Source organism: Vibrio sp. 1-2 (7-a), assembly GCF_013048515.1.
Taxonomy (GTDB): domain Bacteria; phylum Pseudomonadota; class Gammaproteobacteria; order Enterobacterales; family Vibrionaceae; genus Vibrio; species Vibrio diabolicus.
In genome coordinates this window covers 486,790-512,013 of record NZ_VHSQ01000002.1, presented here as the reverse complement: position 1 = coordinate 512,013, position 25,224 = coordinate 486,790, and the positions used below count along the sequence as shown (strand labels likewise).

Here is a 25,224-nt window from a genome sequence, read left to right as displayed (position 1 = left end):
TGTAAACACGGAAATTCTGAACAAGGTAGTTGGAGTAAAAGTGATGAGAAAGTGGCTCTGTATTATTTGCGGCTTAATCTATGATGAAGCACAAGGTTGGCCATCCGATGGCATTGCACCAGGAACAGCATGGGAAGATGTACCGGATGACTGGTTATGCCCCGACTGTTTAGTGGGTAAGGCCGATTTTGAAATGATCGAAATTACCGATGATGCGCCAGTAGAAGAGGTCGCGGCAGTGTCTTCGGTATCGGTAGGATCGTCTGTTCAGCCAAATGCGGCTCAGCCTCTTCCATCTGAAGTTACTCAACCTGTATTCTCAAATGACCCTATCGTTATCATCGGTAGTGGCCACAGTGGTTACCAGTTGGCAGCGGCACTTAGAGCACAATCTGAGACGGTTCCGATCACTGTCTTTACCGCTGATGATGGCGCACTGTACAGCAAGCCTGCCTTGTCTAATGCACTGGCCATGAAGAAAGATGGCGACGTGCTACAAAGTGAGAGCGCGTTGGAGTGGGAAAGCCGTCTCAATGTCCGCGTTTACCCGCATACCCGCGTTGAACATATCGATCGTGCCAATTCAACGCTACACACCTCTATCGGCAAATACGCCTACAGCCGCTTGGTACTGGCAACAGGTGCATCACCGATTGAAATCCCAATTGAGGGTGATCGCTCTTGTGTTATGAGTGTGAACGACTTAGTTGATTACCGCCGTTTCAGAACCCAGCTACAGAACAAAAAGCGCATCGCGATCCTCGGTGATGGCTTAATTGGCTGTGAGTTCGCGAATGACCTGATCGAAAGTGGTTATGAAGTGACAGTCATCGGGTTGGGTCAATGGCCAATGGAGCGTTTGATCCCGCAACAGTTGGGTGAATCATTACAAAGCGCACTTGCAGATCGAGGCGTGCAATGGGCTCTACAAGACAGTATCGCCAGAATCGAGCCAAGGTCCGAATCAAGCGCGGTTTTGCATCTAAACAGTGGCAAGAAAATTGAAGCAGACCTAGTGCTAAGCGCGGTTGGACTCAAGCCAAATGTATCGCTGGCTGAGCAAGCAGGGCTAGAAGTGGGCCGCGGCATTAAAGTGAATCAATTCGGCCAGACGAGTGATGAGAATATTTACTCGCTAGGCGACTGTGTTGAAACGGAGCAAGGTTGGCAACCGTATATTGCGCCAATTAATCAAATGATTCCTTCCGTGGCGAAAAGCTTGCTAGGTGATATTACGCCTATCTCTTTAACGCCAACACCAGTGATTGTGAAAACGCCGATTCTTCCACTCACTATTTTCCCGGCAGCCGCTGAAGAGCAGGGACAATGGTACATCGAGAACCAAGCAAATGAATTGACCGCTGCGTTTTATTCTCCTGAGGGAACGATGCTTGGCTTTGCGTTGCTAGGAAGAAAAGTACAGTCATTACGTGGTCCTTGGTTAGATCAATTGTCATTGAAACTTTCAGCAGCGTAACGGAGAAAGAAGATGATTCATTTACCCAATGATGATGCAACATGTGGTTGGTACCATGCGTTGCCAAGTATTGCAGAAAAACCAGCGTTAAAAGGTAAAAAAACTGCTGACTATGCCGTGCTAGGTGCCGGTTTCGCTGGACTAGCTATGGCAAGACGTTTAGCTGAGCTTCAGCCTAACGCACGAATTATACTGATTGATGCGCAACGTATCGGCCAAGGGGCGTCAGGGAGAAATTCGGGCTTTGTGATCGATTTGCCTCATAAGTTTTCACTTGAGCATCCCGATCCTGAGCACAAACAAAAGTTATTATCGCTCAACCGTTCTGCGATTGCTCAGCTGGACACTTTAGTGTCGAAGCACAGTATTTCTTGTCAGTGGTCAGCAAAGGGCAAATATCAAGGAGCCGTAGGGGCGCGCGGTGAAGCGTATCTCGATCACTTTGAGCACCTAATGAAAGACCTTGGCGAACCATACTTCCATGTTAATAGCAGTGAGCTGGCGAAAGTCTTAGGGACAAATTACTACAGCCGCGCAATTTACACGCCAGGTGGTTATTTAATGCAACCTGCTGCTCTGGTGCGTGGGCTAGGGGAAAGCCTTCCAGAGAATGTCGAGGTGTTAGAAAACTCGCCAATCCGCAAACTCAGTAAAGAAAACGGTTACTGGGTATTACATGGAGATAGTGGTTCTGTTGAAACCACTGAACTGTTACTTGGCACCAGCATTTTTACTCGTGAGTTTGGTTACCTTAAAAACAGATTACTGCCAGTGATGACGTTTGCAAGCTGGACGCGTCCATTGACCGACGCAGAAATGCAACGATACGGAGGTGAGCTGAATTGGGGTTTAACTCCAGCAGATCATGCGGGAACGACGTTACGTATGACCGCCGATCGACGTATTTTGATCCGAAATACTTACAAACACGTGCCGAAGTATGGCTCAAGCATGAACGATAAAGTCAGAGATCAAATCCGAGACGATCATCGTCAAGTCTTTTTGGCGCGTTACCCAGAGCTGGCCGACGTACCATTTACTCACACATGGGGTGGGGTATATGCCATCTCTCGTAACTTTACTAACTTTTTTGGTCAATTAGATGAAGGTGTTTATGCCAGCGCTTGTGACAATGGTGTTGGTGCTGCGTGGGGAACCATTTCTGGAACGCTGTTAGCTGACTATGTCGTTGGTGCGACATCTAAATCATTGGATGACATACAGCAAGTGACAGGAATGCCTTGTTTGAATCCGCCAGAGCCTTTTTTAGGCATGGGAGTAAAAACGCGTATCCAATTAGCAAAATGGCAAAGCCGGAGTGAGTTATGAAGCAAGTCAAACTCGTTGATAGTAAAAACCTAGATTTTAATGTTCGTGGTGATACGCCGGGAATGGCGTACGTAGCCCGAGCGTTAAGCCCAGAAATCTCACCAAACATTGGCGTAGGCTTTGCTAAATGGGAAGGCGCTCAAGTGGCTTGGACGGTGCTTTATGATGAGGTTATTTTTGTGATTGAAGGCTGTTTCGAGCTGACCGCAAATGGTGAGACACATTTTGTGCACCCAGGTCAAATGCTGTGGATCCCGGAAGGAACCGAGCTAGTTTATGGTGGGCATGCTCTATTCGGCTACGTGGTTCATCCAGGAAACTGGAAAGAGCTACATGGGATTGAATGATTTGTTTTACAGACGAGACAACGACTTGAAGTTCTACTCGTGTTAAATCAAAAATCGTTCACAGTGTATGTGAGCCAAATCAACTCGCCCGTCAAGGGCATGTCACCGAAGCCTCCTTCTTGAAGTCATTAGGGTATATACATCAGTTTTAACGATAGCCATATCGAGATGCTTGGTATGGCTTTTATCGTTAAGGATAATAATCTCATTGGATCAAGGGGTATATAATCGTTAAATTGCACTTGCGACATCTTTGCGCTGTGACTGGCAATTCAAACTATTGTTTTAGCCAATAGAAACACTAAAAATTATCCACCAAATAATACGTTACTGAGTCTGGCCGTTGCATTTACGGCTGCCTATTTCGCAGCCGATGATTATTACTTAATATAAGAACTCACCATGCACACTCGTCGTGAACGCGTACTTGATCCCTTTCATCGTCTAACGGTATTTACAGATAAATGGCGACTTGGATCTAAATCTTATCTTACTGATCTCGCTTCTATTGCCTTATTGCTGTTACCGCTGACGCTATCTAACGCACTTGCCATCTTTCTTGGTCACGCTTCTAGAATCCTAGGGGTGTCAGAGGTTTCTCAGTTATTGTTCCATCTTTCTGATATTTTAATCAACTTGTATCCCACAGCGTTTTGCATTGTGGCTGGTTACTATTTATCGCATAAAGTGAACGTGTCGAGCGCGATTATCATCATTTATTCGTTGGTCATGTTCTATTTAATTTCAATAGAGAATGACAGCCTTTCTAGTAATTACATGTTGCCGAATAACCCGTTATTAGCACTCTTTAGTGCAACGGTGTCATACGTTTATTGTAAAAGTTTCCGAATTGAGCTGCTTGATCCTCAAGCAATGGACTTCTCTTCTCGTCTTTTTAAAGATGTCTTACATTTTTTCGTATTCGTTTTATTTGCGGTTAGCTTATCTCATGTCACCGCAGCGGTGATGGATGCTTTTACTACAACAGTGGCTGGACTTAACTTTGATCCGCTGACGTTCACAGGAGGATTATTTTATCAATCCATCTTGAGCTTATTAGGAGCGGCGGGCATTAATGGTCACAACATGTTGTTTGCCATCAAGCAGCAAATATACGCTGCGACCGAAGCCAACATGGCTGCTTGGCAAACAGGCGAAGCGTCGCTTAACGTTATTAGCCAAGGTTTTTACGACGCATTTTTATCCATGGGCGGGTCAGGGAATAGCATCAGTTTACTCCTGTGTCTGTTATTGTTCGCTAAAGAGCGCAATCATATTTTACTGGCGTTAGCGGCAGCCCCATTGGTGATGTTCAACATCAATGAAGTGCTGCTATTTGGCTTGCCTATCATCTTTAACCCTATTCTAGTCGTCCCATTTGTATTAGTACCGCTGGTCAGTTTTATCATCACCTACTGTGCGATTGCTTCCGGCTTAATTGCGCCTGTTGAAAATATTGTGAACTGGATGACACCGCCTCTGTTGAGTGGTTATGTTGCAATGGGGCATCAGGTACAGGGGGCGATACTTCAACTGGTGGTGATTGCGATTGGTGTACTAATTTATCGACCTTTTTATCTAGCCTATGCAGGCAAATATGTGGGGCAATTTGGTGTAAGTAATACTTACAATGGTTTAGAACAATCCCTATTTAAATCACTACTCAGTAGTGTGAAAGATGCGAACACATCGAGTATCAGCAAGTCATCCGCGCAGAAGCGTTTAACTTCCATTCTTCGTGAAGGCGAGTTGGTGATGTTTTATCAAAAGCAGCACTCAACAAAGGATGTGGAACAGTATTCTTACGAAGCGCTTATTCGATATAAAGATGAAGATGGAAACTTACTTTCACCAACGTTTATTGAAGATTTTCACCGGTTAGATGCCATGCCACTGCTCGATAAATTAGTACTCGAAAAGGTGTTGTCGGATATGAAGGAAATGGGATTATCTGAGCAGCGAAGAGTGGCCATTAATGTTTCTGTTGCTACCATTCAACAAGTGGATTTTGTTCAGCATTTACAAGGCCGGTTGGTCTATTTTGGAATCCCGGCTGAATGGCTTGAAATTGAAATTACTGAAGAAGCCGTATTAGACAATGAAGTTTCTTTAACTAACACCATGAACGCTCTACAGAGTATGGGAGTTCGTATCACAATGGATGATTTTGGTACGGGCTACGCATCGTTTCCTCATTTGTTCAAGTATCCATTTAACAAGATTAAGCTAGACAGATCGCTGCTATTGGACGCTAACGATCATCGTGGACGGCAACTGTATCGATTGGTTGCTAAGTTAGGACATATTGCAAATTGCGAGGTCGTAGCGGAAGGGGTGGAAACGCAGTCTGACTATGACTTTGTGCGGTCAAGTGGGGTTGATAAAGTTCAAGGGTTTTACTTAGCAAGGCCTGTACCTTTGGATGAGATTATCCATCGACGTGCTTAACTAAGGTGCAATAAAAAGGGAAGCGATGGCTTCCCTATAGTGAGTCTTGTTTTGACTTTGTTAGCTCTTATTTGAACTCAAATTTACCCTGCATGATCGCCCAGTGACCAGGGAACGAGCAGAAGAATGAGTAGTCGCCGCCTGCTTTCATTTTTTCAGTGCTGAAAGTAATGCTGGTGCTTTCACCGCCGCCAATCACTTTTGTGTGAGCGTATACACGGTCGTCATTTGGCTTCACGTAATTGTTTTCTGCACCTGCTGCCATGCCGTCCGTACCTACTGCTTGTAGATTAGCGGTATCTGCGATAACGACGTTGTGACCCATTGATTGTGCAGGCATTTTACCTGTGTGGTTTAGCGTCAGTTTTACTTCTTTACAAGTGGCTGGAACGCTCAGTGTTTTAGTAGAAAACTGCATCATATCGTTAGCATCTAGGGACACTTCACACTCGGCACTGGCTTGGGCACCAAAGCTCATTCCTACTAATGCGAAGGTTGCTGCTAATAAACGTAAAGACATATAACACTCTCCATTTTATATTTTGGGCTGACTTGGATTAATCTCATCCAATAGTTCTCATTATCAGCCAATTTTCACTCGAAAAACGTGCTTCAAGCGGTATATTGACGTTTTGTTGCAAAGTTGTACTGGTTAGTTCCACTATTTGATCACTCATAGGCCCTATTTCATGCGATGGCGTGAGGTAAATCAAAAAAGAAAGGAACACGCCCCGTACAGAGATAAGGTCTATCTTATTAAGCCTTTGGAGCAGTATCTTGGCATTTATTAGAAGTAGATTAGAGAAGGTGAGAGGAGAGGCTCAAGCATAAAAAAGCTCAGCCAAATTGCTGAGCTTTAACAGTTAGAGCGGCAGTTGACGTTTAGCGATTTTGCTTCAACGCATCTAACGCTTCATGTAATGACGGCACGATGGAATGACCAAATTGTTTTACCTCTTCGCAAGGTTCAACTAAATCCGGAATCTGATAAGTAACCATATTCGCTGCCACGGCTGCGCGAACACCGTTATTGGAATCTTCAAAGGCCAAACATTGGTTTGGTTCTACATCCAGACGATTCGCTGCCAGCAAATAGATTTCTGGATCGGGTTTACCGTGGTTTACCTCGCAGCCTGTGGTGAGGTTGTCGAAGTACTTACTCAAACCCGCTAATTCCAGTTTGATTTTCGCTACCTCCTTTGCCGTAGAAGTTGCTACTGCGATTGGTAAGCCTTGTGCTTTCAGCCATTCTAGCAGCTCAACAACACCATTTTTCACTGGGATGGCTTGGTGTTTGACGACAGCATTGTAACGAGTACGCCATTCATGATGCAGGCGGTCTAGGTTCTCACCGTAGGCTTTGCGGAAAATTGCTTCAATACCTGCCGCATTGCGACCAATGATCGACAGATAAACATCTTCATAAAACGGAAGGTTTTGGACTTCACATGCTTCTTGGAAAATACGCATACAGACGCGCTCAGTATCAAGGAGCAAACCATCCATATCAAAAATAGCAGCTTGGTAGTTCATTACATTACAGACTTTTCGATTGTGATGGTGCATTTTGACATAAGCGAGATAGATTTTCTTGCGGAATTCAAACCGTCCGTATCCTTTTTTTACTTTATACCTAACCGTTTGGCTAAGCGGTGTAAATTACCATTATCGAGTTCTAACTGACGTGCTGTTGCTGCCCAGTTTCCTTGATTCTGCTCTAGTGCTTTTAGAATCATGGCTTTTTGGAAGGTGTCAGTGGCTTGCTTTAAACCAGCGTCTGACAGTTCAAATGAAGAGCTAGGTATACCTGGCTCTTCAGTGATGGGCTGATTGTTCGACGCTTTGATATCGAAATCTTGTTCCACCAATTCGATATCCATCGATTGAGTTCTAGCTTTGGCAAGCACGCCCGCTCGTTTGATTACGTGTTCCAGTTCACGCACGTTGCCCGGCCAAGAGTAATCTTTAAGTGCTTGAACTAGAGTGGGAGAGAGTCGAACACTGTTCAGCCCCAACTTGCTGCGTAGTTGCTCTGCAAAGAAACCAGCCAGTAGCACGACATCGTCTTCACGTTCACGAAGTGGAGGGACATGAAGAGGGAATACACTCAAACGGTGGTACAAATCTGCTCTGAAACGGCCAGCTTTTACTTCTTCATGCAGAACACGGTTCGTTGCCGCCACAATGCGTGTATTGACTCGAATATGGCGGTCATCACCCACACGTTGGATGTCGCCGTATTGGAGAGCTCGAAGTAACTTAGCTTGCAGTTCTAACGACAGTTCGCCAACTTCATCCAAAAACAGTGTGCCACCATCTGCTTGTTCGAACTTACCCTTGCGATTGCTGATTGCACCTGTAAATGCGCCTTTGATATGGCCGAACAACTCGCTTTCTGCGACCGATTCTGGCAGCGCCGCACAGTTAAGGTAAACCAAGGTATTGCTAGAGCGGCTAGAGCGATGGTGAATAGCGCTGGCAACCAACTCTTTACCAACCCCTGTTTCACCCATTATCAACACAGATAGCTCGGTATCTGCCACCGCATCGATTTGCTCTTGAAGTGCTTTCATCCCAGCCGATTTGCCAATGATTTCGTTGCTCAAGGTGCGTTTCTCAGTGTAAGAATCACGTGGCAAGCTGGCTTGTGTTTCTAACTGCTCCAGTAGTAGAGCAGTGTGCAAGCCACCCGCGGCTAACGCACTTACAAAGCGTAGTTCTTGATTGAGTAAACCATCGAACTGATTCGGATCGAAGGCATCAATAGTGATCGCGCCAATCAATTGATCGTCGATCAACAAAGGGAGACCAATACATGAATGGACGTGCAGCTTGTCGTCGTGGTTCGGAATTAACCCGTCATAGGGATCGGGTAAGTCGCTATTCGATGGAAACCGTACGATATCGCCAGCGCGTGCAATGGCTTCCAATCTCGGGTGTTGGTTTATAGAAAAACGGCGTCCCAATACTTCCTTTGCTAAGCCATTGATAGCCAGCGGCTTAAAGTGCTGATCTTCATACAAAAGAAGAGCAGAAGCATCACATTTTAATATCTCGCGAATCGTTGTTAATAAGGTATCAAATCGAGCTTGCCGAGTGAGCGCTGAATTTAGGTCTTGCGTGATGTGTAGCCATTGCGCGATTAAAGAAGTCATAGCCAATACCAATTGTGTCAATATGACTATTGTAGTGTCTTAATGACAATTTTCAACTGTGTCTAAATGACAGTTATTAAAGTTGTATTTTAATTAAATTATTGAAATATATAGCAATTAAAAGTTGGCATGCCCAGTGCAATACAAGAAGAAATTATTTTTGTTTATCCCGTCATTCAAGGTAGTAATTATGACAATTCACGTAAAAAACAACATCCACTGGGTAGGTCAACGCGATTGGGAAGTTCAAGATTTCCATGGTACAGAATACAAAATGACAAAAGGCACCAGTTACAACAGCTATCTTATTCGTGAAGGAAAAACGGTGCTGATCGATACGGTTGATCATCGATTCAGCCAACAATTTATCCAGAACCTAGAAATGGAAATCGATCTTAAGACGATCGATTTTATCGTCGTGAACCATGCAGAGGAAGATCACTCGGGCGCATTGTCTGCATTGATGGAGAAGATTCCGAACACGCCGATTTACTGTACAGAAGCGGCGATTGATTCGATTGTTGGCCATCACCATCATCCCGAATGGAACTTTAAAACGGTAAAAACGGGTGACAGCATCGATATTGGTAACGGTAAGCAATTGGTGTTTGTGGAAGCGCCAATGCTGCATTGGCCAGACAGCATGATGACATACCTAACTGGCGATGCAGTGTTATTCAGTAACGACGCATTTGGTCAGCACTACTGCGATGAACGCTTATTCAATGATGAAGTGGATCAAAATGAGCTGATGGAACAGTGTTTGCGTTACTACTCAAACATTCTAACGCCGTTCAGCAGCTTGGTAACAGCCAAAATCAAAGAAGTACTGAGCTTCAACTTGCCTGTCGACATGATTGCAACTTCACACGGTATTGTGTGGCGCGATAACCCAGTCCAAATCATCGAACAGTATCTAGAGTGGGCGGATAACTACCAAGAAGATCGTATTACCATCTTCTACGATTCTATGTCGAACAATACCCGAATGATGGCAGACGCGATTGCACAGGGCATTCACGATGTCGACCCGGGTGTCGCGGTTAAAGTCTTCAATGTGTCTAAGCACGATAAGAATGAAATTCTCGCCAATGTGTTCCGCTCTAAAGGCATCTTGGTTGGCTCGTCTACCATGAACAACGTCATGATGCCGAAGATTGCTGGCATGCTGGAGGAGATCACAGGTCTTCGTTTTAAAGCCAAGAAAGCCGCTGCCTTTGGTAGTTATGGCTGGAATGGTGGTGCGGTAGACCGTATCCACGCACGATTGACCGACGCGGGTTTTGAAACGGCAGTCAGCCTGAAAACCAAATGGCGACCAGATGGTAAAGCGATGCGTGAGTGTCGTGAACATGGTAAGAGCATCGCGAAACTGTGGGCGAAACATCCACTAACAAGTCCTGTTACGGCTCAGATGATGGCTGCGTCTGCACCGCAAGTTCAATCACAGCCCGTTGTACAAGTAGAAACGCAAGCCGTGGTCGAAAGGGAGCTTATTAATCCAAGCTCAGAGGCACATCCATCAGATTGCCAATGCATGATTTGCACCGTTTGCAACTGGGTGTATGACCCTGCTCAGGGTGAGCCTAATCAAGGAATAGAACCGGGTACCGTGTGGTCAGACGTTCCGGATTACTTCCTTTGCCCTGAGTGTCACTTGGGTAAAGATGTATTTGTTGAGTTCAAGGGTTAAGGAGCTGTGATGCAAGCACCAATTGTAATCATAGGCAGTGGCTTTGCTGCCTATCAACTGGTTAAAACTGTGCGTCGAATGGATGCACAGGTGTCAATTCAAGTATTCACCGCTGATGACGGTGCGGAGTATAACAAGCCCGATTTGAGCCATGTGTTCAGTAGAAAACAGACCGCGAGGGATCTGGTGGTAAAAACGGGAGAAGCGTTTGCCCAAGAGCACCATATCGAGTTATTAACCCACACTAAAATTGAGACTGTGGATACGCAAGCCCAACAAGTGGTAGCAGATGGACAAGTTTATGCGTACTCCAAACTGATTTTTGCAACGGGCGCGAAAGCCTTTGTTCCTCCAATGCGAGGTGATGCTTCTGGCGATGTCCTAACGCTCAATTCGTTACAAGAGTATCAGCTCGCAGAAGAGCGAATCAGTCAAGCAAAGCGCGTAATGGTTATCGGTGGTGGTTTGATTGGCGTTGAGATTGCAATGGATATTGCGAGCAGCGGCAAAGCCGTTACGGTGGTTGAATCAAACCAACGCTTGCTTGCCAATCTTATTCCTGAGTTTGTGGCGTTGCCTCTGGAAAGCCAACTTAAGCAGCAAGGCATTCAACTGGCGTTGGGAAATGGGGTTGTTGAGGTGAATCGTACCGCCGATTCGTTGGTGGCGACTTTGAACAGCGGTGAAGTGATCGATACTGATGTAGTGATTTCTGCCGCTGGCTTACGTTCAAACACTCAATTAGCGAATGCTTGTGGATTAGAGGTTGGGAAAGGCATTGCTGTTGACGCTAAGCTGCAGACTTCTGCGAACAATGTATTCGCTCTGGGCGATTGCGCCGAGATACAAGGGCGTATGCTTCCATACCTTCAGCCAATCGTGTTGAGCGCTAATGTTTTAGGTAAGCAGTTGCTTGGGCAGGAAGCGCAATTGAAGTTGCCGCCAATGATGGTAAAAGTCAAAACGCCGAGTTACCCAATTCAGCTTGCCGGGGACTTCAGTGCTGTCGCGAATTGGAATGTGCAGATTTCTCAATCTGGCATCGTAGCAAAAGCTGAAAATGAACAAAGCATATTGACAGGGTTTGTTGTGACGGGTGAGCAAGTGGCTCAGGCTTTTCTGTTACTGCGTGAACTGTCTCAAGTGGCGAAATCGTAACTCGCTTCAAGCGGCACAATTTTATATTCAAAGAGGGTATAACCATGTCACATCTTCGTATTCCGAAAGACTGGACGGTTCAACGTTCGACGCCATTTTTTACCAAAGGCAGTGTGCCTCCAGCTCTTCTAACTCATCACAACACAGCCGAAGGCGTGTTTGGGCAGTTATGTGTAATGGAGGGGCAAGTCACCTATTATGGTTTTGCAGATGAATTCGCGACAGAGCCTGAAATGGTCATCGTGATCAACGCAGGTCAGTTCGCGACAAGCCCGCCACAGCATTGGCATCGTATTGAAATGAGCGATGATGCACAGTTCAATATTAACTTTTGGTCGAATAAAGATAAAAGTGGACAAGCGATGTTGCACGCTAAGCAGTAAACCTTTCTAGACAATTTGATTATTGCGTGAATTTATCGGGAAAAGCGCATATTAAGTAAAAGAGCAGAGACGTTTCTCTGCTCTTTTTTGCTTATTGGCAGTAACGACATGCAAACTTAATCAGCGATATTAACTGTAAGCCCGCGCCACACGACCTTCGCAATTCAAACTGTATTGTTTGGCGTAAGCAGGGATGAAAACAGATTGGCCTTTATCTACTACACACATTTCACCATTTACGTGTGTAATCGCGAGCGGGGAATCTAGCGGCAACAGGATTTCTGCGGTTCTTACATCAAGCGTTCGTTGGTTGGCTTGTTTTACAATCGCGAATTTGAAATCGTCGACGGGAATTGGGTATTCCAACATGTCGTCGTTTTCGATTGGCGCAAGCAGTAGGGTGTCGAATGGCTTTTCTTCGAAGCGTGTGCATGCAACGAGTTCTTTTACGTCCATATACTTCGGTGTTAAACCTGCGCGTAGCACATTGTCTGAGTTCGCCATGATCTCAAGCCCCGTCCCTTTCAAGTACGCGTGTGGCGTTTCTGCATCCAAGAACATCGCTTCGCCTGGTTTCAGCGTGATGACGTTGAGTAGCAAGGGCGCAAACAAACCAATGTCGCCCGGGTATTGCGTTTCTAACTCCAAGATCAGGTTGAACAGAGGTAAGTCGGTGATGCGAGCTTGTGCCAATAGCACCGTCAACGCCATCTCTTTCTGTTCGCCTTCTAGTGACAGTAGACCGGAGAAGAAGGTCGCTAAGCCCGTTGGCGTTTGGTTTGCGATAAGGTCATTCACCAAGCCTTGCAGCTCAGGAATCGCCAGCTCAGAGAAGAAGCTGATGATTTCACTTGTTGGGCGGAAGCCATTCATCGCTTGGTATTCGGTTAGCGCGTAAACCAATTCTGGTTTGTGGTTTGGATCTTTGTAGTTACGGTTTGCAGCGGTTAGGGGAATGCCTTGTTTTTCTTCCAGTGCAAAACCCAGTTCTGCTTGTTGCTTGTTTGGGTGCACCTGAATCGACAGTGCTTTCTCAGCAGCAAGCACTTTAAACAGGTATGGAAGTTCACCAAAACGGTTTGCGACTTCTTCACTCAGAAAAGCATTCATGTCTTGAGCAATCAGTGAAGAGAGTTTGGTCTCCTCGCCGTTTACCATCACCACTGAGCAACCGTTTGGATGCGCGCCCATCCATACTTCGGCTTGTGGTTCGCCCGTTGGGTTTTCAATGCCAAACAGTTGGTTAACAGAAGTAGTACTGCCCCAAGCGTAGTTTTGAATCACGTTGTTCATCAGGAAAAACATCGGATGCTTAGCTTGAGTTTGAATCGTTTGTGTATCGGACATCGTTAAATCAGACATAGAGTGTCACCATGCGAGAAAATCATGGCTTAGGCGACATTGCCCAAGCCATAGGAGTCATTTGGGGGAGAGGGGATTAAGCCGCTGCTTGCATCATTTTTGCTTTACGCACTTTCTTCAACGTTACACACGTTACTGCGGTAACCGTTGCGCCAGCTGCCATACAAATCAGAGCAAGGACTGGGTGGTTCATCGCACCAAGTAGAGCGACAACTGGACCGCCGTGAGCAACGCTGTTGGTAATGCCGAATGAGAACGCCATTACTGCCGCCACCATTGAGCCAAGTACGTTTGCTGGAATTACTGACATTGGATCTTGTGCTGCGAATGGAATCGCACCCTCAGAGATTCCCACCAGACCCATTGCGCCTGCGGCTTTGCCCGCTTCGGTTTCTGATTCTTCGAACAGGTCGAACTTACGGCCAAGCGCCGTTGCCAGTGCCATACCTAGAGGCGCAACTGGAATTGCACACGCCATCGCACCCATAAATTGAGTTTGACCGCTCGCAATCATGCCAACAGAGAATAGGAATGCGACCTTGTTGAATGGGCCACCCATATCGAAGCCAGCCATACCACCAAGTACGATACCCAATAGAACGACGTTACCTGTACTCATGCTCGTTAGTAGCGCAGTCAGACCGTCCATTAGGCTTGCGATTGGCGCGCCGATAACGAAGATGAAAAGACCTGCGATGAACAACGAACCTGTGATTGGCGCAATCATGATTGGCACCAAAGGTTGAATGAATTTGTGGTAGTTAATCGACGTAATCCACTTCACGAAGTAACCCACAAGCAGACCAGCGATGATGGCACCGATAAAGCCTGTACCTGCGTCTGCGCCGTAGAAAGAACCGTTGTTTGCAATCCAACCACCGATCAAGCCAGGAGCCAGAGCAGGACGGTCAGCAATCGCGTAAGCAATGTAACCGGCTAGGATTGGGATCATCAGCGTAAAGGCAACCACACCAACGTTGAGGATTTGGTTCCACATGCTGCCTTCAGGAATTGCCATGCCCGCTTCACTTGGCTGACCACCGACTGCAAGAGCAAGTGCAATCAACAGACCACCCGTTACAACGAATGGGATCATGTGTGATACGCCGTTCATCAAGTAGCGATATAAGTCAGAACGGGCTTGAGAAGCTTTGTTTGCAACTGACGCTTGCGTATTGCCATTGGACTCAGCTTGGTACGTCGGTGCGTTTAACGCTTCATTAATCAGTCCTTGAGCATCGCGGATTGGGGCTTTTACGTTGGTTTTAACCACGCGTTTGCCCGCGAAGCGGTTCATGTCGACTTGCTTGTCACATGCCACGATGATTGCGTCTGCACGCTCGATTTCTTCTGCGGTTGGGCTGTTTTTCACACCGATTGAACCGTTCGTTTCAACCTTGATTTCGTAGCCCATCGCCGCTGCACCTTTCTCTAGCGCTTCTGCTGCTAGGTAAGTGTGCGCAACGCCCGCAGGACAACCAGTAACACCAATGATGAAACCTTGGTTTGCTGGAGCATCTGTCACTGGTTGCGGTTCTTCTTTAGCAAGAAGGAGTGCCAGTGCGTCGTGGCTGTTTGTTGCGCCTAAGAACGCATCGATGAAACCATCTTCAATCAATTTTGAAGATAGTTCTGCAAGTACTTCGATATGGTGGTTATCGCCACCGTCTGGAGAAGCGATCATGAAGAACAGCTTTGAAGGTAAACCGTCTTCCGCGCCGTACTCGATACCTGATTTGCTTACGCCGATCACAACCGCCGGTTCAATCACAGCGGCGCTTTTCGCGTGTGGAATTGCCACGCCATCTTCAAATCCGGTATTTCCTAATTCTTCACGTGCTTTTATATCTGCAAGAAATTGTGTTTGGTCAGAAATACGACCTTGGGCATGAAGAACGGCAACCAGTTCTTTAAATACGTCTTCTTTTGAAGACGCTTTAAGATCAAGCTTAATTAAGTCTTCATTTATTAGTTTGGTGATCATTGTCGAACCCCTATAAATATAATTTTTATTTCAGGGGTATTTTTAAATTACTGAGAAAAAGACTGTAGTGAAGAAAAAATGCATTTACTGGAGGATTGTAACCGACTCACTATAGTGTGATTTAGATCGTTCACTGGACAAATCTAGCTGCATATCTGTGACATGATGGATAAGAAGCTAAACGATAAGTGAAATGTGGCTTTGCTCCCATATTAAAAGGGATTGAGTGTTGTTGATAGAGTTTTTATCACTGGAAATTTGATGCGTTAACTGGATTTTTGTAACATTAAAATGGAAGTGTGATTTTGCTCAATAGCACAAAAGTTCAGTCCGGTGTATATCTATAGTAAATAGCATCATTGATGCATATATAGAGTGTGAGACAATGATTTTTCATGATTTAATTTCAGCGGTATTAAATGAAAGAGAGCCATTTCATAATATTTGGTTTGCAGGAGATTTTCATACGCCGCCTGAATTTAGCTATCAAGTTAATTTCCCTCGCCTAGAGTTAGTTCTGGATGGGGAATATATTAATGAAATGGAAAGTCATGATCGAAAAGTAACGCACATCGTTGCTAAAAAAGGCGACGCGATATTTATTGCACCTAACTGCTGGAATAAACCAGACTGGGATACCAATTGCTCAGTGTTAAGTATTTTGTTTGGGCGTCGACAACTTGGGTTAAGTTTGGTGAGCAAACGCAAAGGTGAGGCAAACTTTTACGATATTCAAAAGCATAGCATCCAAACACGCTCAGGATTTGCGATAGATAACATCTTAGAAGCGTTGAGCTCACTGGCTCGTGAGAACACTAAAAAACCAATGGATGAGCTTTTACTACAAGCATTATTGCAATACGCGAAGACGATGTTGGATGCACCAGTCGAGCAGCAGTCACATAGCCGTGTGCAAGATCTCTATCAAGGGATCTGCATCTACATTCAAGAGAACTTCCATCGCCCAATCACGCGTGACAGCATTGCGTCGAGATTCAGTATTTCCTCGAACCATTTGTCGCGCTTGTTCCGTCAGCAGGGGCACATGACCTTGGCAGACTACATTACTTGGGTACGCGTGGATCGCGCGAAGTTTATGCTCAAGAAATACAACTTCAAACTCAATGACGTGTCAGTGCGCTGTGGATTTAAAGACGTGAACTATTTCTGCCGAGTATTTAAGAACCGTACAGGCAGAACGCCGACGGAATATCGTGGTTCGATTTAAGCCTTCAGTCAGAGAGCGTAAATCATAGAGAAGTTTAGGCAAGCAGCCTCGACATGGCGTACATCAGCAGCGCTTGTAAGTCGACGCTGCTTTTTGTTAGTAGTAGGCGTTCCGCCATTTGATCGGTAAGCAGATTTCGTGTGAGGTTAGTGGCCGCAATGATCTGTTCTCGGGTCGGCTTTTCTGGAATCACCAGTGCTATAGCCAGATGAACATCACCCATCTTCGAAGCCCAATCCATCGACTTTTCATTCGCAATAACGGCAATGGAAATATGGTCAACACCTGAAAACATCACATGTGGGAGAGCGATCCCCGGAGTCACGCAAGTTGATGAACGTTCTTCACGTTTAATAAAAGCAAGAATCAGTTCGTCGGGATGAATGGGGTGGATGAGCTGAGCTAATCCTTTAAGGCATTCAAACTTGGTGAGCGCGGTATGCGCTTTGGCGTAGTGCCATTTGATTTCACAAGGTGGGCAAATTTGCGGTAAACGCTCGGCCAGTTGGCTAGAAAACTCATAGTTGATATGAGATCCCACCACCGTAAAGTGTTCAGCAATCATGTCTTTGATGACGAAGCAGGCCAACTCTGCGTCAATGCCAATCGCTGTGATTTGACACAAATCACCTTGTTGTAGACCTGCTTGCAAAATCGCCACGGACTTGGTGAGTTCCGCAACACGATTTTGCGTTACATTAATGATATGTAAGGTACTTTTGAACTTCTTTGCCACTCGATTGAGTGGCTGAGCAAGGTGCGCACTGGCATTTGCATTATCGACGAAAAAGGTGATTTGGTATTCGTTCATCTGCAAATTTAGTCGCGGCAGTGGACGAGGAATACTTTGTCGACGTTCAGCAAAACCTCTTCAATGGGGATTTGAATTTTGCGCGTCCCTTCGAATCGGCCTGGTTGTTCTATCTCAATATCCGACACGATCAAAACCCGATCCGCTTGAGCGATATCGTGAGGAGTGAGCTGATTTTCTATCCCCATCGCACCTTGCGTTTCTACTTTAATTTGCACGTTATGTTTTGGCGCAGCTTTCATTAGTGCATCTGCCGCCATATAAGTATGAGCGATGCCTGTAGGGCATGCTGTCACCGCTACGATTTTCATGTTCTATCCATTTTATTTTTTGTGGATATTAGCACAGCCACCGCAGATTGAATTGATTTGAGCTGGATTAACGCAAGAGCTCTATCACAGTTTGAATCTCATGTTACATTGATCCAGTTAATGCACTTTTAGTCCTATATATCAAAGGGTAGGCACTGGTTAATCTATGCCCAAATAAAATGAGTAGGAACGCATACGAGCCAGGGGATCCTGTATCTCAAACTCACTTGGGTATATATTCGAGCGTGAATATTGGAAGGTAAAACAATGGACATCACAAACCTAATTGAGCTGGAAACGATATGTTTAGATCTAAAAGCTCAAACCAAAGATGAAGCGCTCAAAGAGCTGGTCGAGATGCTAGAGGCCGCCGGCAAGCTCAATAGTCAAAGCCAGTTCTTGGCAGATATCTGGAAACGAGAAGAGATCGGTAACACAGGATTTGATGATGGTATTGCGATCCCTCATGCCAAAAGTGATGCTGTAGCGAAACCGGCTGTCGCGGTCGGGATCAGCCGTAATGGGATTGATTATGGCGCCGAAGATGGCGAGCTGTCCGATGTGTTTTTCATGCTGGCGTCTCCAGATGGTGATGATCACCATCACATTGAAGTATTGGCACAAATTTCCACCAAAATTATCGAAGACGGCTTTGTTGAAAAGCTCAAACAGGCTCAATCGCGAGAAGAAGCGCTTGAGATGTTGACTGATATTCAAACCCAATCCAATGAATTTCTCCCAACTTCTTTAGAATTTACATCAGAACCCCTGAGCCCTTGGGCGCAAAAACTTGGTCGCATTAAAGAGCACCTGCTGTTTGGCACATCCCACATGATCCCGTTTATCGTTGCGGGCGGTGTGTTGTTGTCGTTGTCGGTGATGATCTCTGGTCACGGTGGTGTACCACAAGAGGGCATTTTGGCCGATATTGCTCAAATGGGGATTGCTGGCCTGACATTGTTTACTGCCGTTCTTGGTGGTTACATTGCTTATTCTATTGCCGACAAGCCGGGCCTTGCGCCGGGTATGATTGGATCTTGGATTGCTGTCAGTCATTACAATACGGGTTTTTTAGGTGCGATTGTGGTCGGCTTTTTTGCTGGCTTTGTCGTTTGGCTATTAAAGAAAATTCAGCTACCAGACAGCATGAGTTCGCTTGGCTCGATTTTTATTTATCCGCTAGTGGGGACGTTTGTTACTTGCGGCGCGGTGATGTGGGTGATAGGTGCTCCTATTGCCAGCGCAATGACCAGCATGAACGAGGTGCTGACGGGCATGGCGGGCTCGGGCAAGGTGATGCTCGGTACCGTGCTTGGGGCAATGACCGCGTTTGATATGGGCGGCCCAATTAACAAAGTGGCGACGTTGTTTGCTCAAACTCAAGTGAACACGCAACCATGGTTGATGGGCGGGGTCGGTATTGCGATTTGTACGCCGCCATTGGGTATGGCACTAGCCACGTTTTTGGCGCCGAGTAAATTCAAGCGAGATGAACGCGAAGCAGGGAAAGCCGCAGGTATTATGGGGATGATCGGTATTAGCGAAGGTGCGATTCCTTTTGCCGCTGGCGACCCTGCACGAGTGTTACCCGCTATTGTGGCGGGTGGCATCGTTGGTAACGTGATTGGCTTTATGTTCCACGTAATGAACCATGCACCGTGGGGCGGTTGGATTGTTCTCCCTGTTGTGGATGGAAAAATTGGTTACATCATCGGCACGATTGCGGGCTCTGTTACCACGGCGTTGATCGTGATTGCACTAAAGAAAACCGTCACCGAAGATGAAAGCTACACAGGTCATTCTCAAGTATATGGTTCCGTTCAAGGCGAAGGTGAGGCGGATGTTTTGGCGGTCACATCTTGTCCATCAGGTGTGGCGCATACGTTCTTAGCGGCTAAGTCATTGGAAAAAGCAGCGTGTGCACTCGGCATTAAGATTAAAGTCGAAACCCAAGGCGCGAATGGCGTCATCAACCGAATTACCGAGAAAGACGTCGAGAAAGCCAAGTTTGTGATTTTTGCTCACGATGTGGCGATTAAAGAACCGGAACGTTTTCGAAAAATCCAAGTCTTGGATGTCAGTACCAAGGATGCCATGTTGAACGCCACGGCTTTGTTGCAATCGCGCAGAGTGTCTTAGCATTTTACTTCTGATAAATGTCTTCTCGATGACCCTGATGAATGCTTTTGGTATTTACTCCAACATCGCGGTTCACTTTTGTTTGTGCCGCGAGTTAAGGATAAATTACGAGTAATGTTTTCAATTCTTTAGTAGCATGTTACAAAACATTTCAGTCAGGTGAACTAAGGGAAGCGTGCAATGGAAAAACAACGAGTAGCATTTATTGGTTTGGGTGTTATGGGTTACCCAATGGCGGGCTATTTGAGCAAAGCGGGGTATGAAACCAAAGTATACAACCGCACTAAAGCCAAAGCTGATAAATGGGCTGCAGAATACAACGGCATTGCGTGTGAGACACCGCGAGAAGCGGCAGAAGGTTGCGATATCGTATTTACTTGTGTCGGTAATGACGATGACGTGCGCAGCGTTGTATACGGTGAAGAAGGCATTCTAGTCGGTCTAAAAGCAGGCGCGGTACTGGTTGATCACACCACGACTTCCGCTGATTTAGCCGTTGAATTGGCCGATGCTTGTACCAAATATGGCAAACACTTCATTGATGCTCCGGTATCTGGTGGTCAAGCAGGCGCAGAAAATGGTGTTCTAACCATCATGTGTGGTGGTGAACAAAGCATTTTTGATCGTGTTGCTCCAGTGATGGACGTATATGCGAAGCAAATGACACTTCTGGGTGAAAATGGCCAAGGTCAACGTTGTAAAATGGTAAACCAAATCTGTATTGGTGGTGTGCTTCAAGGCTTGAGCGAAGCGTTGTTACTCGCGCAGAAATCCGGTTTGGATATTGAACAAGTAGTTGAAACACTCAAGCACGGTGCTGCAGGGTCATGGCAAATGGAAAACCGCGCCAAGACGATGGCGCAAGATAAGTTTGATTTTGGCTTCGCGATTGATTGGATGCGCAAAGACTTAGGCTTCTGTCTGCAAGAAGCAGAGCGAGTGGGTCTAGAGCTCCCACTGACTAAGAAAGTGGATGAGCAATACGCAGACCTTCAACGCGATGGTTTAGGTCGCATGGATACATCTGTTCTGATTAAAGCCGTCGCTAAGAATCAGTAGTAGATAAACAGTTCTTTAGTATCAAAGAGCTTGAAGAAATTTAAGTTGATCATGATCGTTCCCCTTGAACATTAGTGTGTGATTAACGAACTTGAATGAGGAGGTGCTTTGGGGCACCTCCTTTTTTATGTCTTCTTATCACAGCATTTGCTGGTGCAGTGTCCGTTTACTTGTTTAAGCCTAGCGCAATCTCAAGGCCTTTGCCGTAAGCTTCGTCCGCTTGGTAGGCGTGGTTAACGTGACGTTCTTTGATGAAGTCTGGCACACCATCCATTGCACGAGCGGTGTTGTCGAATAGAGTTTGACGCTGTTCTTCGCTCATAAGACGGAATAGGTCACCCGCTTGGCTGAAGTAGTCTTCGTCTACACGGTGATCGTAATGATCAGCATTGCCGTTGATGCGTAGAGGTGGCTCAGAGTAATCTGGTTGCTCTGCCCATTCTTGTTTGTAGTTTGGCTCGTAACCTAGTGTTGAACCAAAGTTGCCATCAACGCGCATTGCGCCATCGCGGTGGTAGCTGTGTACCGGACAACGAGGCGCGTTAACTGGAATTTGGTGATGGTTTACACCTAGGCGGTAACGCTGCGCGTCTCCGTATGCAAACAGACGGCCTTGCAGCATTTTGTCTGGCGAGAAGCCAATTCCAGGAACGATAGCTGCCGGGTTAAACGCGGATTGCTCAACTTCCGCATAGAAGTTTTCTGGGTTACGGTTCAGTTCAAACTCACCAACTGGGATCAGTGGGTAGTCTTTTTGAGACCATACACGTGTTAGGTCGAATGGGTTGAAGTTGACCTCATCCGCCTCTAGCTCTGGCATGATCTGTACGTACATCTTCCATTTAGGGAAGTCTTGACGCTCAATCGCTTCGTAAAGGTCGCGGTGATGGCTTTCGCGGTCTTTACCTACGATCGCTTCTGCTTCTTGGTCAGTCAGGTTTTTGATGCCTTGTTGAGTTTTAAAGTGGAATTTCACCCAGTAACGCTCGTTTTCTGCGTTGATAAAGCTGAATGTGTGGCTACCGAAGCCGTGCATATGACGGTAAGACGCTGGAATACCACGATCACTCATAACGATCGTAACTTGGTGGAATGCTTCTGGTAGTGATGTCCAAAAATCCCAGTTGTTTGTCGAGCTGCGCATGTTGGTGCGTGGATCGCGTTTTACTGCGTGGTTTAGATCTGGAAATTTTAGTGGATCACGCAGGAAGAACACTGGCGTGTTATTACCAACCAAGTCCCAGTTGCCTTCTTCGGTGTAAAACTTTAGCGCAAAACCACGGATGTCGCGCTCTGCATCGGCGGCACCGCGCTCACCCGCAACGGTTGTAAAGCGAGCAAATAGCTCGGTCTCTTTACCAATCTCCGAGAAGATCTTCGCGCGAGTGTATTTTGTGATGTCATGAGTCACAGTAAAGGTGCCGTAAGCGCCTGAGCCTTTGGCGTGCATACGACGCTCAGGAATCACTTCACGATCAAAGTGTGCCAGTTTTTCAAGGAACCAAACGTCTTGCAGTAGTTGGGGACCACGAGGACCTGCAGTCATCACATTTTGATTATGGGCGACAGGACAGCCTGCGGCGGTGGTTAATTTCTTATTTGTCATTTTTCTTCCCCTCCAGGGATCAATACCTTAGCAACTGAAGAGAAGATTATTACGGAAAAGCTGGAAGCAAAAACTGATACTGCTTATCAATTCAATAGGTGGGAACGATGATGAAAAGTAACTTAGAATCAGATTCTTAGCTGATTTTTATGATTGGTTTATTAACGTATTGGCGAAAAGGGTAAAAAGAGCACGCAGGCATTTGCATGAATTGCGCTTTGTTGACAAGGCTAACGTCGGAAATCGCCCCTTTGATATCGCTTTATTGAGCATCAAAGGGGCGGAATGATTAGGAGTACTTCACTTCAATTTGCTCAGCTTTTTCAAACGCTGGATGCGTTGCGAGTTGTTTTCCATAACGCTCAATATTCGGGAAGTGACCAGCCAAACCGAACTTATGCACGAGCTCGACAATAAATGACATCATGATGTCTGCGCCAGTTAAACGTTCTTCTACTAGGTAAGTTTTGCCTTCTAGCGATTGCTCGAAGTAACCCAGAACGTTCATCGCTTCTTTGTCAGCATAGCCTGATAGAAATTGAGTTTCGTTTGGCTCTTTACTAATAAAGATTTTTAACAACATTGGTAAGATTGCGGAACTTTCAGCAAAGTGCATCCATTGCAGGTACTCAGTGTGCGCCTTCGTCCCACGCTCAGGAGCAAACGCACCATCACTGTACTTCTCAATCAAATATTCGGTCATCGCGCCAGATTCAATGATGAACTCGCCATCATCTTCAAGCAGGGGCGATTTACCGAGCGGATGAACGCTCTTTAGCTCAGGCGGTGCCATGAAAGTCACTTTGTCACGAACATAAGGCACGATTTCGTAATCCACATTTAGCTCTTCCAGTAACCAAATGATGCGCTTTGAGCGAGACTGATTGAGATGGTGAAGTTTAATCATTTATTTATCCCTTCCTTATAATGGGTCGTTAATCTGTACTACAAGCTTGCCGAAGTTCTTACCTTCCAACAGACCGATAAATGCTTCTGGTGCATTCTCCAGTCCTTGTACTAGATGTTCACGGTATTGGATCTTTCCTTCTGCCAACCATTGATTAATATCTTGCGCAAATTCACCGTAACGATGTCCGTAGTCATCAAAAATGATGAAGCCTTGCACCTTGATTCGTTTAGTCAGCAGCTTACCCATTAATAATGGAAGATGGTCGGTACCTTCAGGCAGTTCTGTTGCGTTGTACTGAGAAATCAAACCACAAAGTGGGATACGTGCGCTGGTATTCAGAAGTGGCATTACAGCTTCGAATACTTTGCCACCTACGTTTTCGAAGTAAACATCGATACCTTGATCACAGGCGTTTTTCAACTGTTCTGCAAAGTCGTCAGCTTTGTGATCGATACATTCATCGAAGCCAAGGACTTCTTTGGCGTAACGGCACTTTTCTTCTCCGCCTGCAATACCAACAACACGGCAACCTTTGATTTTGCCAATTTGACCAACGGTCGCGCCCACAGGGCCCGTCGCGGCTGCTACCACAATGGTTTCACCTGGTTTTGGCTGACCGATATCGAGCAAGCCCATATACGCGGTAAAACCTGGCATGCCAGCAACACCTAGAGCGTATGATGGGTTTTGTGGTTCTTTGCCAAGTTTAATCACCATCTCACCAGTTGAGATGGCGTAGTCTTGCCAGCCAACAGTGTATGCAAGAACCCATTCACCCGCTTCATAATCTGGGTGGTTCGATGCTTCTACCTGACAAACTGTGCCAGCGATCATTACGTCATCAACCGCAACAGGATCGGCGTATGACTCGGCATCGCTCATGCGACCGCGCATGTATGGGTCGAGAGATAAATAAACGGTTCTCAGTAGCATCTCACCATCTTGAGGAGTCGGTTTCGCCACTTCTTCTAGACGAAAGTTTTCTTTTGTTGGTGCACCATGGGGACGTGACGCGAGTACGATTCTGCGATTTGTTGCGTTAGTCATATTTATCTCACTTATTGATTAGACCGGTCGTCTAGTTTTGATTTCAAAATATCCCGCTCATAGAGCGGGAAAGTGTATTGTGCTATCACAGGAGTTATTACCAACTGTGAAACACATGTAGGGTGTTCATCTTACTTTTACGCTACCTACTATGGGCAAGTTCGCGTGTTTTGCAGTAGATGTTGAGTATAGGTCAGACTTTGCGTTAATGCTGCCTGATCTTGATACAGTTTGTTCAGCAAGCTTGCGCCGTTCCAAAGGTAGTATATCTGCCTTGCCAATAAAGCACTGTCACCATTTGGGATAGAGCCATCTTGAATGCCTACGTCAATGCAATACGCCATTGATTGAATAGTTTTGTCTGCACCTTGGCGTAACGCTAGGCGCATGGGCTCTGAGAGATCGGAGACTTCCGCACTTAACTTGACCAACAAACATTTGTTCGCATTACATACGTCGTCTTCTACTTTGACCATTTCTTCAAAGTAGCTCATTAGGCGTTGGTAGCCATTCAGATCGGTATTGGTAAAGCGTGCGTTTAAACGCTCAAAATACTTAGTAAAGTAGTCTTGAATCATCGCTTCACCAAATTGTTCTTTGGATTTGAAGTAATGATAAAACGAGCCTTTCGGCACCGCGGCCTTTTTTAAAAGCTCTGAAAGGCCAACACTCGTAAACCCTCGGTTTACGATTAACTCGTATCCGACGTCGAGAATATGTTGGCGTGTGTCGTTCGTCTTTGCGTTCATGAAGCGTACTATAGAATGAATTAGACCA

The 25,224-nt window shown here is 45.9% G+C and carries 21 protein-coding genes and 1 pseudogene; 11 read left to right on the top strand and 11 right to left on the bottom strand.

Annotated elements, in window-relative coordinates; all coding sequences use genetic code 11:
- Positions 1 to 43: 43 nt before the first annotated feature.
- From FKN08_RS23815 to FKN08_RS09935, 5 genes and pseudogenes are all read left to right on the top strand, one after another.
- Positions 44 to 205 (top strand): annotated as a pseudogene (locus tag FKN08_RS23815) (rubredoxin); the annotation flags it as partial.
- Entirely contained in the window at positions 194 to 1,477 is a 1,284-nt protein-coding gene (locus FKN08_RS09950; RefSeq protein ID WP_249373410.1) for an FAD-dependent oxidoreductase, read from the top strand. The pseudogene FKN08_RS23815 and the gene FKN08_RS09950, both read left to right, overlap by 12 nt.
- 12 nt (positions 1,478 to 1,489) lie before the next feature.
- Positions 1,490 to 2,806: an FAD-binding oxidoreductase gene (locus FKN08_RS09945; protein WP_170892010.1), complete on the top strand. Its 1,317-nt coding sequence runs from the start codon at positions 1,490 to 1,492 to the stop codon at positions 2,804 to 2,806.
- On the top strand, positions 2,803 to 3,153 hold the full coding sequence (locus FKN08_RS09940; RefSeq protein WP_025768531.1) for an ethanolamine utilization protein EutQ: 351 nt from the start codon (positions 2,803 to 2,805) through the stop codon (positions 3,151 to 3,153). Before FKN08_RS09945 ends, FKN08_RS09940 begins: the two co-directional genes overlap by 4 nt.
- Before the next feature lie 402 nt (positions 3,154 to 3,555).
- Positions 3,556 to 5,601, top strand: a complete 2,046-nt coding sequence (locus FKN08_RS09935; protein ID WP_170892009.1) for an EAL domain-containing protein — start codon at positions 3,556 to 3,558, stop codon at positions 5,599 to 5,601.
- Positions 5,602 to 5,668: 67 nt separating this feature from the next.
- On the opposite strand, the gene azu is transcribed toward FKN08_RS09935, so the two are convergent.
- The 3 genes from azu to norR all read right to left on the bottom strand — a co-directional run bounded on the left by azu (position 5,669) and on the right by norR (position 8,756).
- Positions 5,669 to 6,121, bottom strand: a complete 453-nt coding sequence (azu, locus tag FKN08_RS09930; RefSeq protein ID WP_005392455.1) for an azurin — start codon at positions 6,119 to 6,121, stop codon at positions 5,669 to 5,671.
- Positions 6,122 to 6,483: 362 nt separating this feature from the next.
- The gene (locus FKN08_RS09925; RefSeq protein WP_170892008.1) at positions 6,484 to 7,134 is read right to left on the bottom strand and encodes an HAD family phosphatase; all 651 of its coding nucleotides are present in this window, start codon (positions 7,132 to 7,134) and stop codon (positions 6,484 to 6,486) included.
- A gap of 89 nt (positions 7,135 to 7,223) precedes the next feature.
- Positions 7,224 to 8,756, bottom strand: a complete 1,533-nt coding sequence (gene norR / locus FKN08_RS09920; RefSeq protein WP_170892007.1) for a nitric oxide reductase transcriptional regulator NorR — start codon at positions 8,754 to 8,756, stop codon at positions 7,224 to 7,226.
- A gap of 190 nt (positions 8,757 to 8,946) precedes the next feature.
- On the opposite strand from norR, the gene norV reads away from it, so the two are divergent.
- Genes norV through FKN08_RS09905 form a run of 3 tightly spaced genes read left to right on the top strand, consistent with a single transcriptional unit; the run spans position 8,947 to position 11,990 of the window.
- Positions 8,947 to 10,449, top strand: a complete 1,503-nt coding sequence (gene norV, locus FKN08_RS09915; RefSeq protein ID WP_065645705.1) for an anaerobic nitric oxide reductase flavorubredoxin — start codon at positions 8,947 to 8,949, stop codon at positions 10,447 to 10,449.
- A 9-nt stretch (positions 10,450 to 10,458) separates the two neighbouring features.
- Positions 10,459 to 11,607 carry an NADH:flavorubredoxin reductase NorW gene (gene norW, locus FKN08_RS09910; protein WP_170892006.1) on the top strand — a complete coding sequence of 383 codons (1,149 nt, stop codon included), beginning with the start codon at positions 10,459 to 10,461 and terminating at the stop codon, positions 11,605 to 11,607.
- Positions 11,608 to 11,651: 44 nt separating this feature from the next.
- Entirely contained in the window at positions 11,652 to 11,990 is a 339-nt protein-coding gene (locus tag FKN08_RS09905; protein ID WP_170892005.1) for a DUF1971 domain-containing protein, read from the top strand.
- 129 nt (positions 11,991 to 12,119) lie between these two features.
- On the opposite strand, the gene manA is transcribed toward FKN08_RS09905, so the two are convergent.
- Together manA and FKN08_RS09895 are read right to left on the bottom strand one after the other, a co-directional pair.
- A complete protein-coding gene (gene manA, locus FKN08_RS09900; RefSeq protein WP_170892004.1) occupies positions 12,120 to 13,352 on the bottom strand; it encodes a mannose-6-phosphate isomerase, class I in 1,233 nt (410 codons plus the stop codon).
- Between the two features lie 76 nt (positions 13,353 to 13,428).
- Entirely contained in the window at positions 13,429 to 15,336 is a 1,908-nt protein-coding gene (locus FKN08_RS09895) for a fructose-specific PTS transporter subunit EIIC (RefSeq protein ID WP_109169171.1), read from the bottom strand.
- Positions 15,337 to 15,721: 385 nt separating this feature from the next.
- Here FKN08_RS09895 and FKN08_RS09890 point away from each other — a divergent pair, with 385 nt between their 5' ends.
- Complete coding sequence (locus FKN08_RS09890; protein WP_170892003.1) at positions 15,722 to 16,564, top strand: AraC family transcriptional regulator; 843 nt, start codon at positions 15,722 to 15,724, stop codon at positions 16,562 to 16,564.
- Between the two features lie 34 nt (positions 16,565 to 16,598).
- Here the strand turns inward: FKN08_RS09890 and FKN08_RS09885 are convergent, their stop codons facing one another.
- Both FKN08_RS09885 and FKN08_RS09880 read right to left on the bottom strand, forming a co-directional pair.
- The gene (locus FKN08_RS09885) at positions 16,599 to 17,375 is read right to left on the bottom strand and encodes a PTS sugar transporter subunit IIA (protein ID WP_170892002.1); all 777 of its coding nucleotides are present in this window, start codon (positions 17,373 to 17,375) and stop codon (positions 16,599 to 16,601) included.
- An 8-nt stretch (positions 17,376 to 17,383) separates the two neighbouring features.
- A complete protein-coding gene (locus FKN08_RS09880; protein WP_005463048.1) occupies positions 17,384 to 17,686 on the bottom strand; it encodes a PTS fructose transporter subunit IIB in 303 nt (100 codons plus the stop codon).
- A 267-nt stretch (positions 17,687 to 17,953) separates the two neighbouring features.
- On the opposite strand from FKN08_RS09880, the gene FKN08_RS09875 reads away from it, so the two are divergent.
- Positions 17,954 to 19,825, top strand: a complete 1,872-nt coding sequence (locus FKN08_RS09875) for a fructose-specific PTS transporter subunit EIIC (RefSeq protein WP_170892001.1) — start codon at positions 17,954 to 17,956, stop codon at positions 19,823 to 19,825.
- A 180-nt stretch (positions 19,826 to 20,005) separates the two neighbouring features.
- Positions 20,006 to 20,884, top strand: a complete 879-nt coding sequence (locus FKN08_RS09870) for an NAD(P)-dependent oxidoreductase (protein ID WP_170892000.1) — start codon at positions 20,006 to 20,008, stop codon at positions 20,882 to 20,884.
- A 166-nt stretch (positions 20,885 to 21,050) separates the two neighbouring features.
- Here FKN08_RS09870 and FKN08_RS09865 read toward each other — a convergent pair whose 3' ends face one another.
- The 4 genes from FKN08_RS09865 to FKN08_RS09850 form a co-directional block, all read right to left on the bottom strand.
- Entirely contained in the window at positions 21,051 to 22,490 is a 1,440-nt protein-coding gene (locus FKN08_RS09865; RefSeq protein WP_170891999.1) for a catalase, read from the bottom strand.
- A gap of 289 nt (positions 22,491 to 22,779) precedes the next feature.
- The gene (locus tag FKN08_RS09860; RefSeq protein WP_047008454.1) at positions 22,780 to 23,397 is read right to left on the bottom strand and encodes a glutathione S-transferase; all 618 of its coding nucleotides are present in this window, start codon (positions 23,395 to 23,397) and stop codon (positions 22,780 to 22,782) included.
- 15 nt (positions 23,398 to 23,412) lie between these two features.
- Positions 23,413 to 24,447: an NADP-dependent oxidoreductase gene (locus tag FKN08_RS09855; RefSeq protein WP_006742222.1), complete on the bottom strand. Its 1,035-nt coding sequence runs from the start codon at positions 24,445 to 24,447 to the stop codon at positions 23,413 to 23,415.
- Between the two features lie 149 nt (positions 24,448 to 24,596).
- Complete coding sequence (locus FKN08_RS09850; RefSeq protein ID WP_005392474.1) at positions 24,597 to 25,196, bottom strand: TetR/AcrR family transcriptional regulator; 600 nt, start codon at positions 25,194 to 25,196, stop codon at positions 24,597 to 24,599.
- Positions 25,197 to 25,224: the final 28 nt, after the last annotated feature.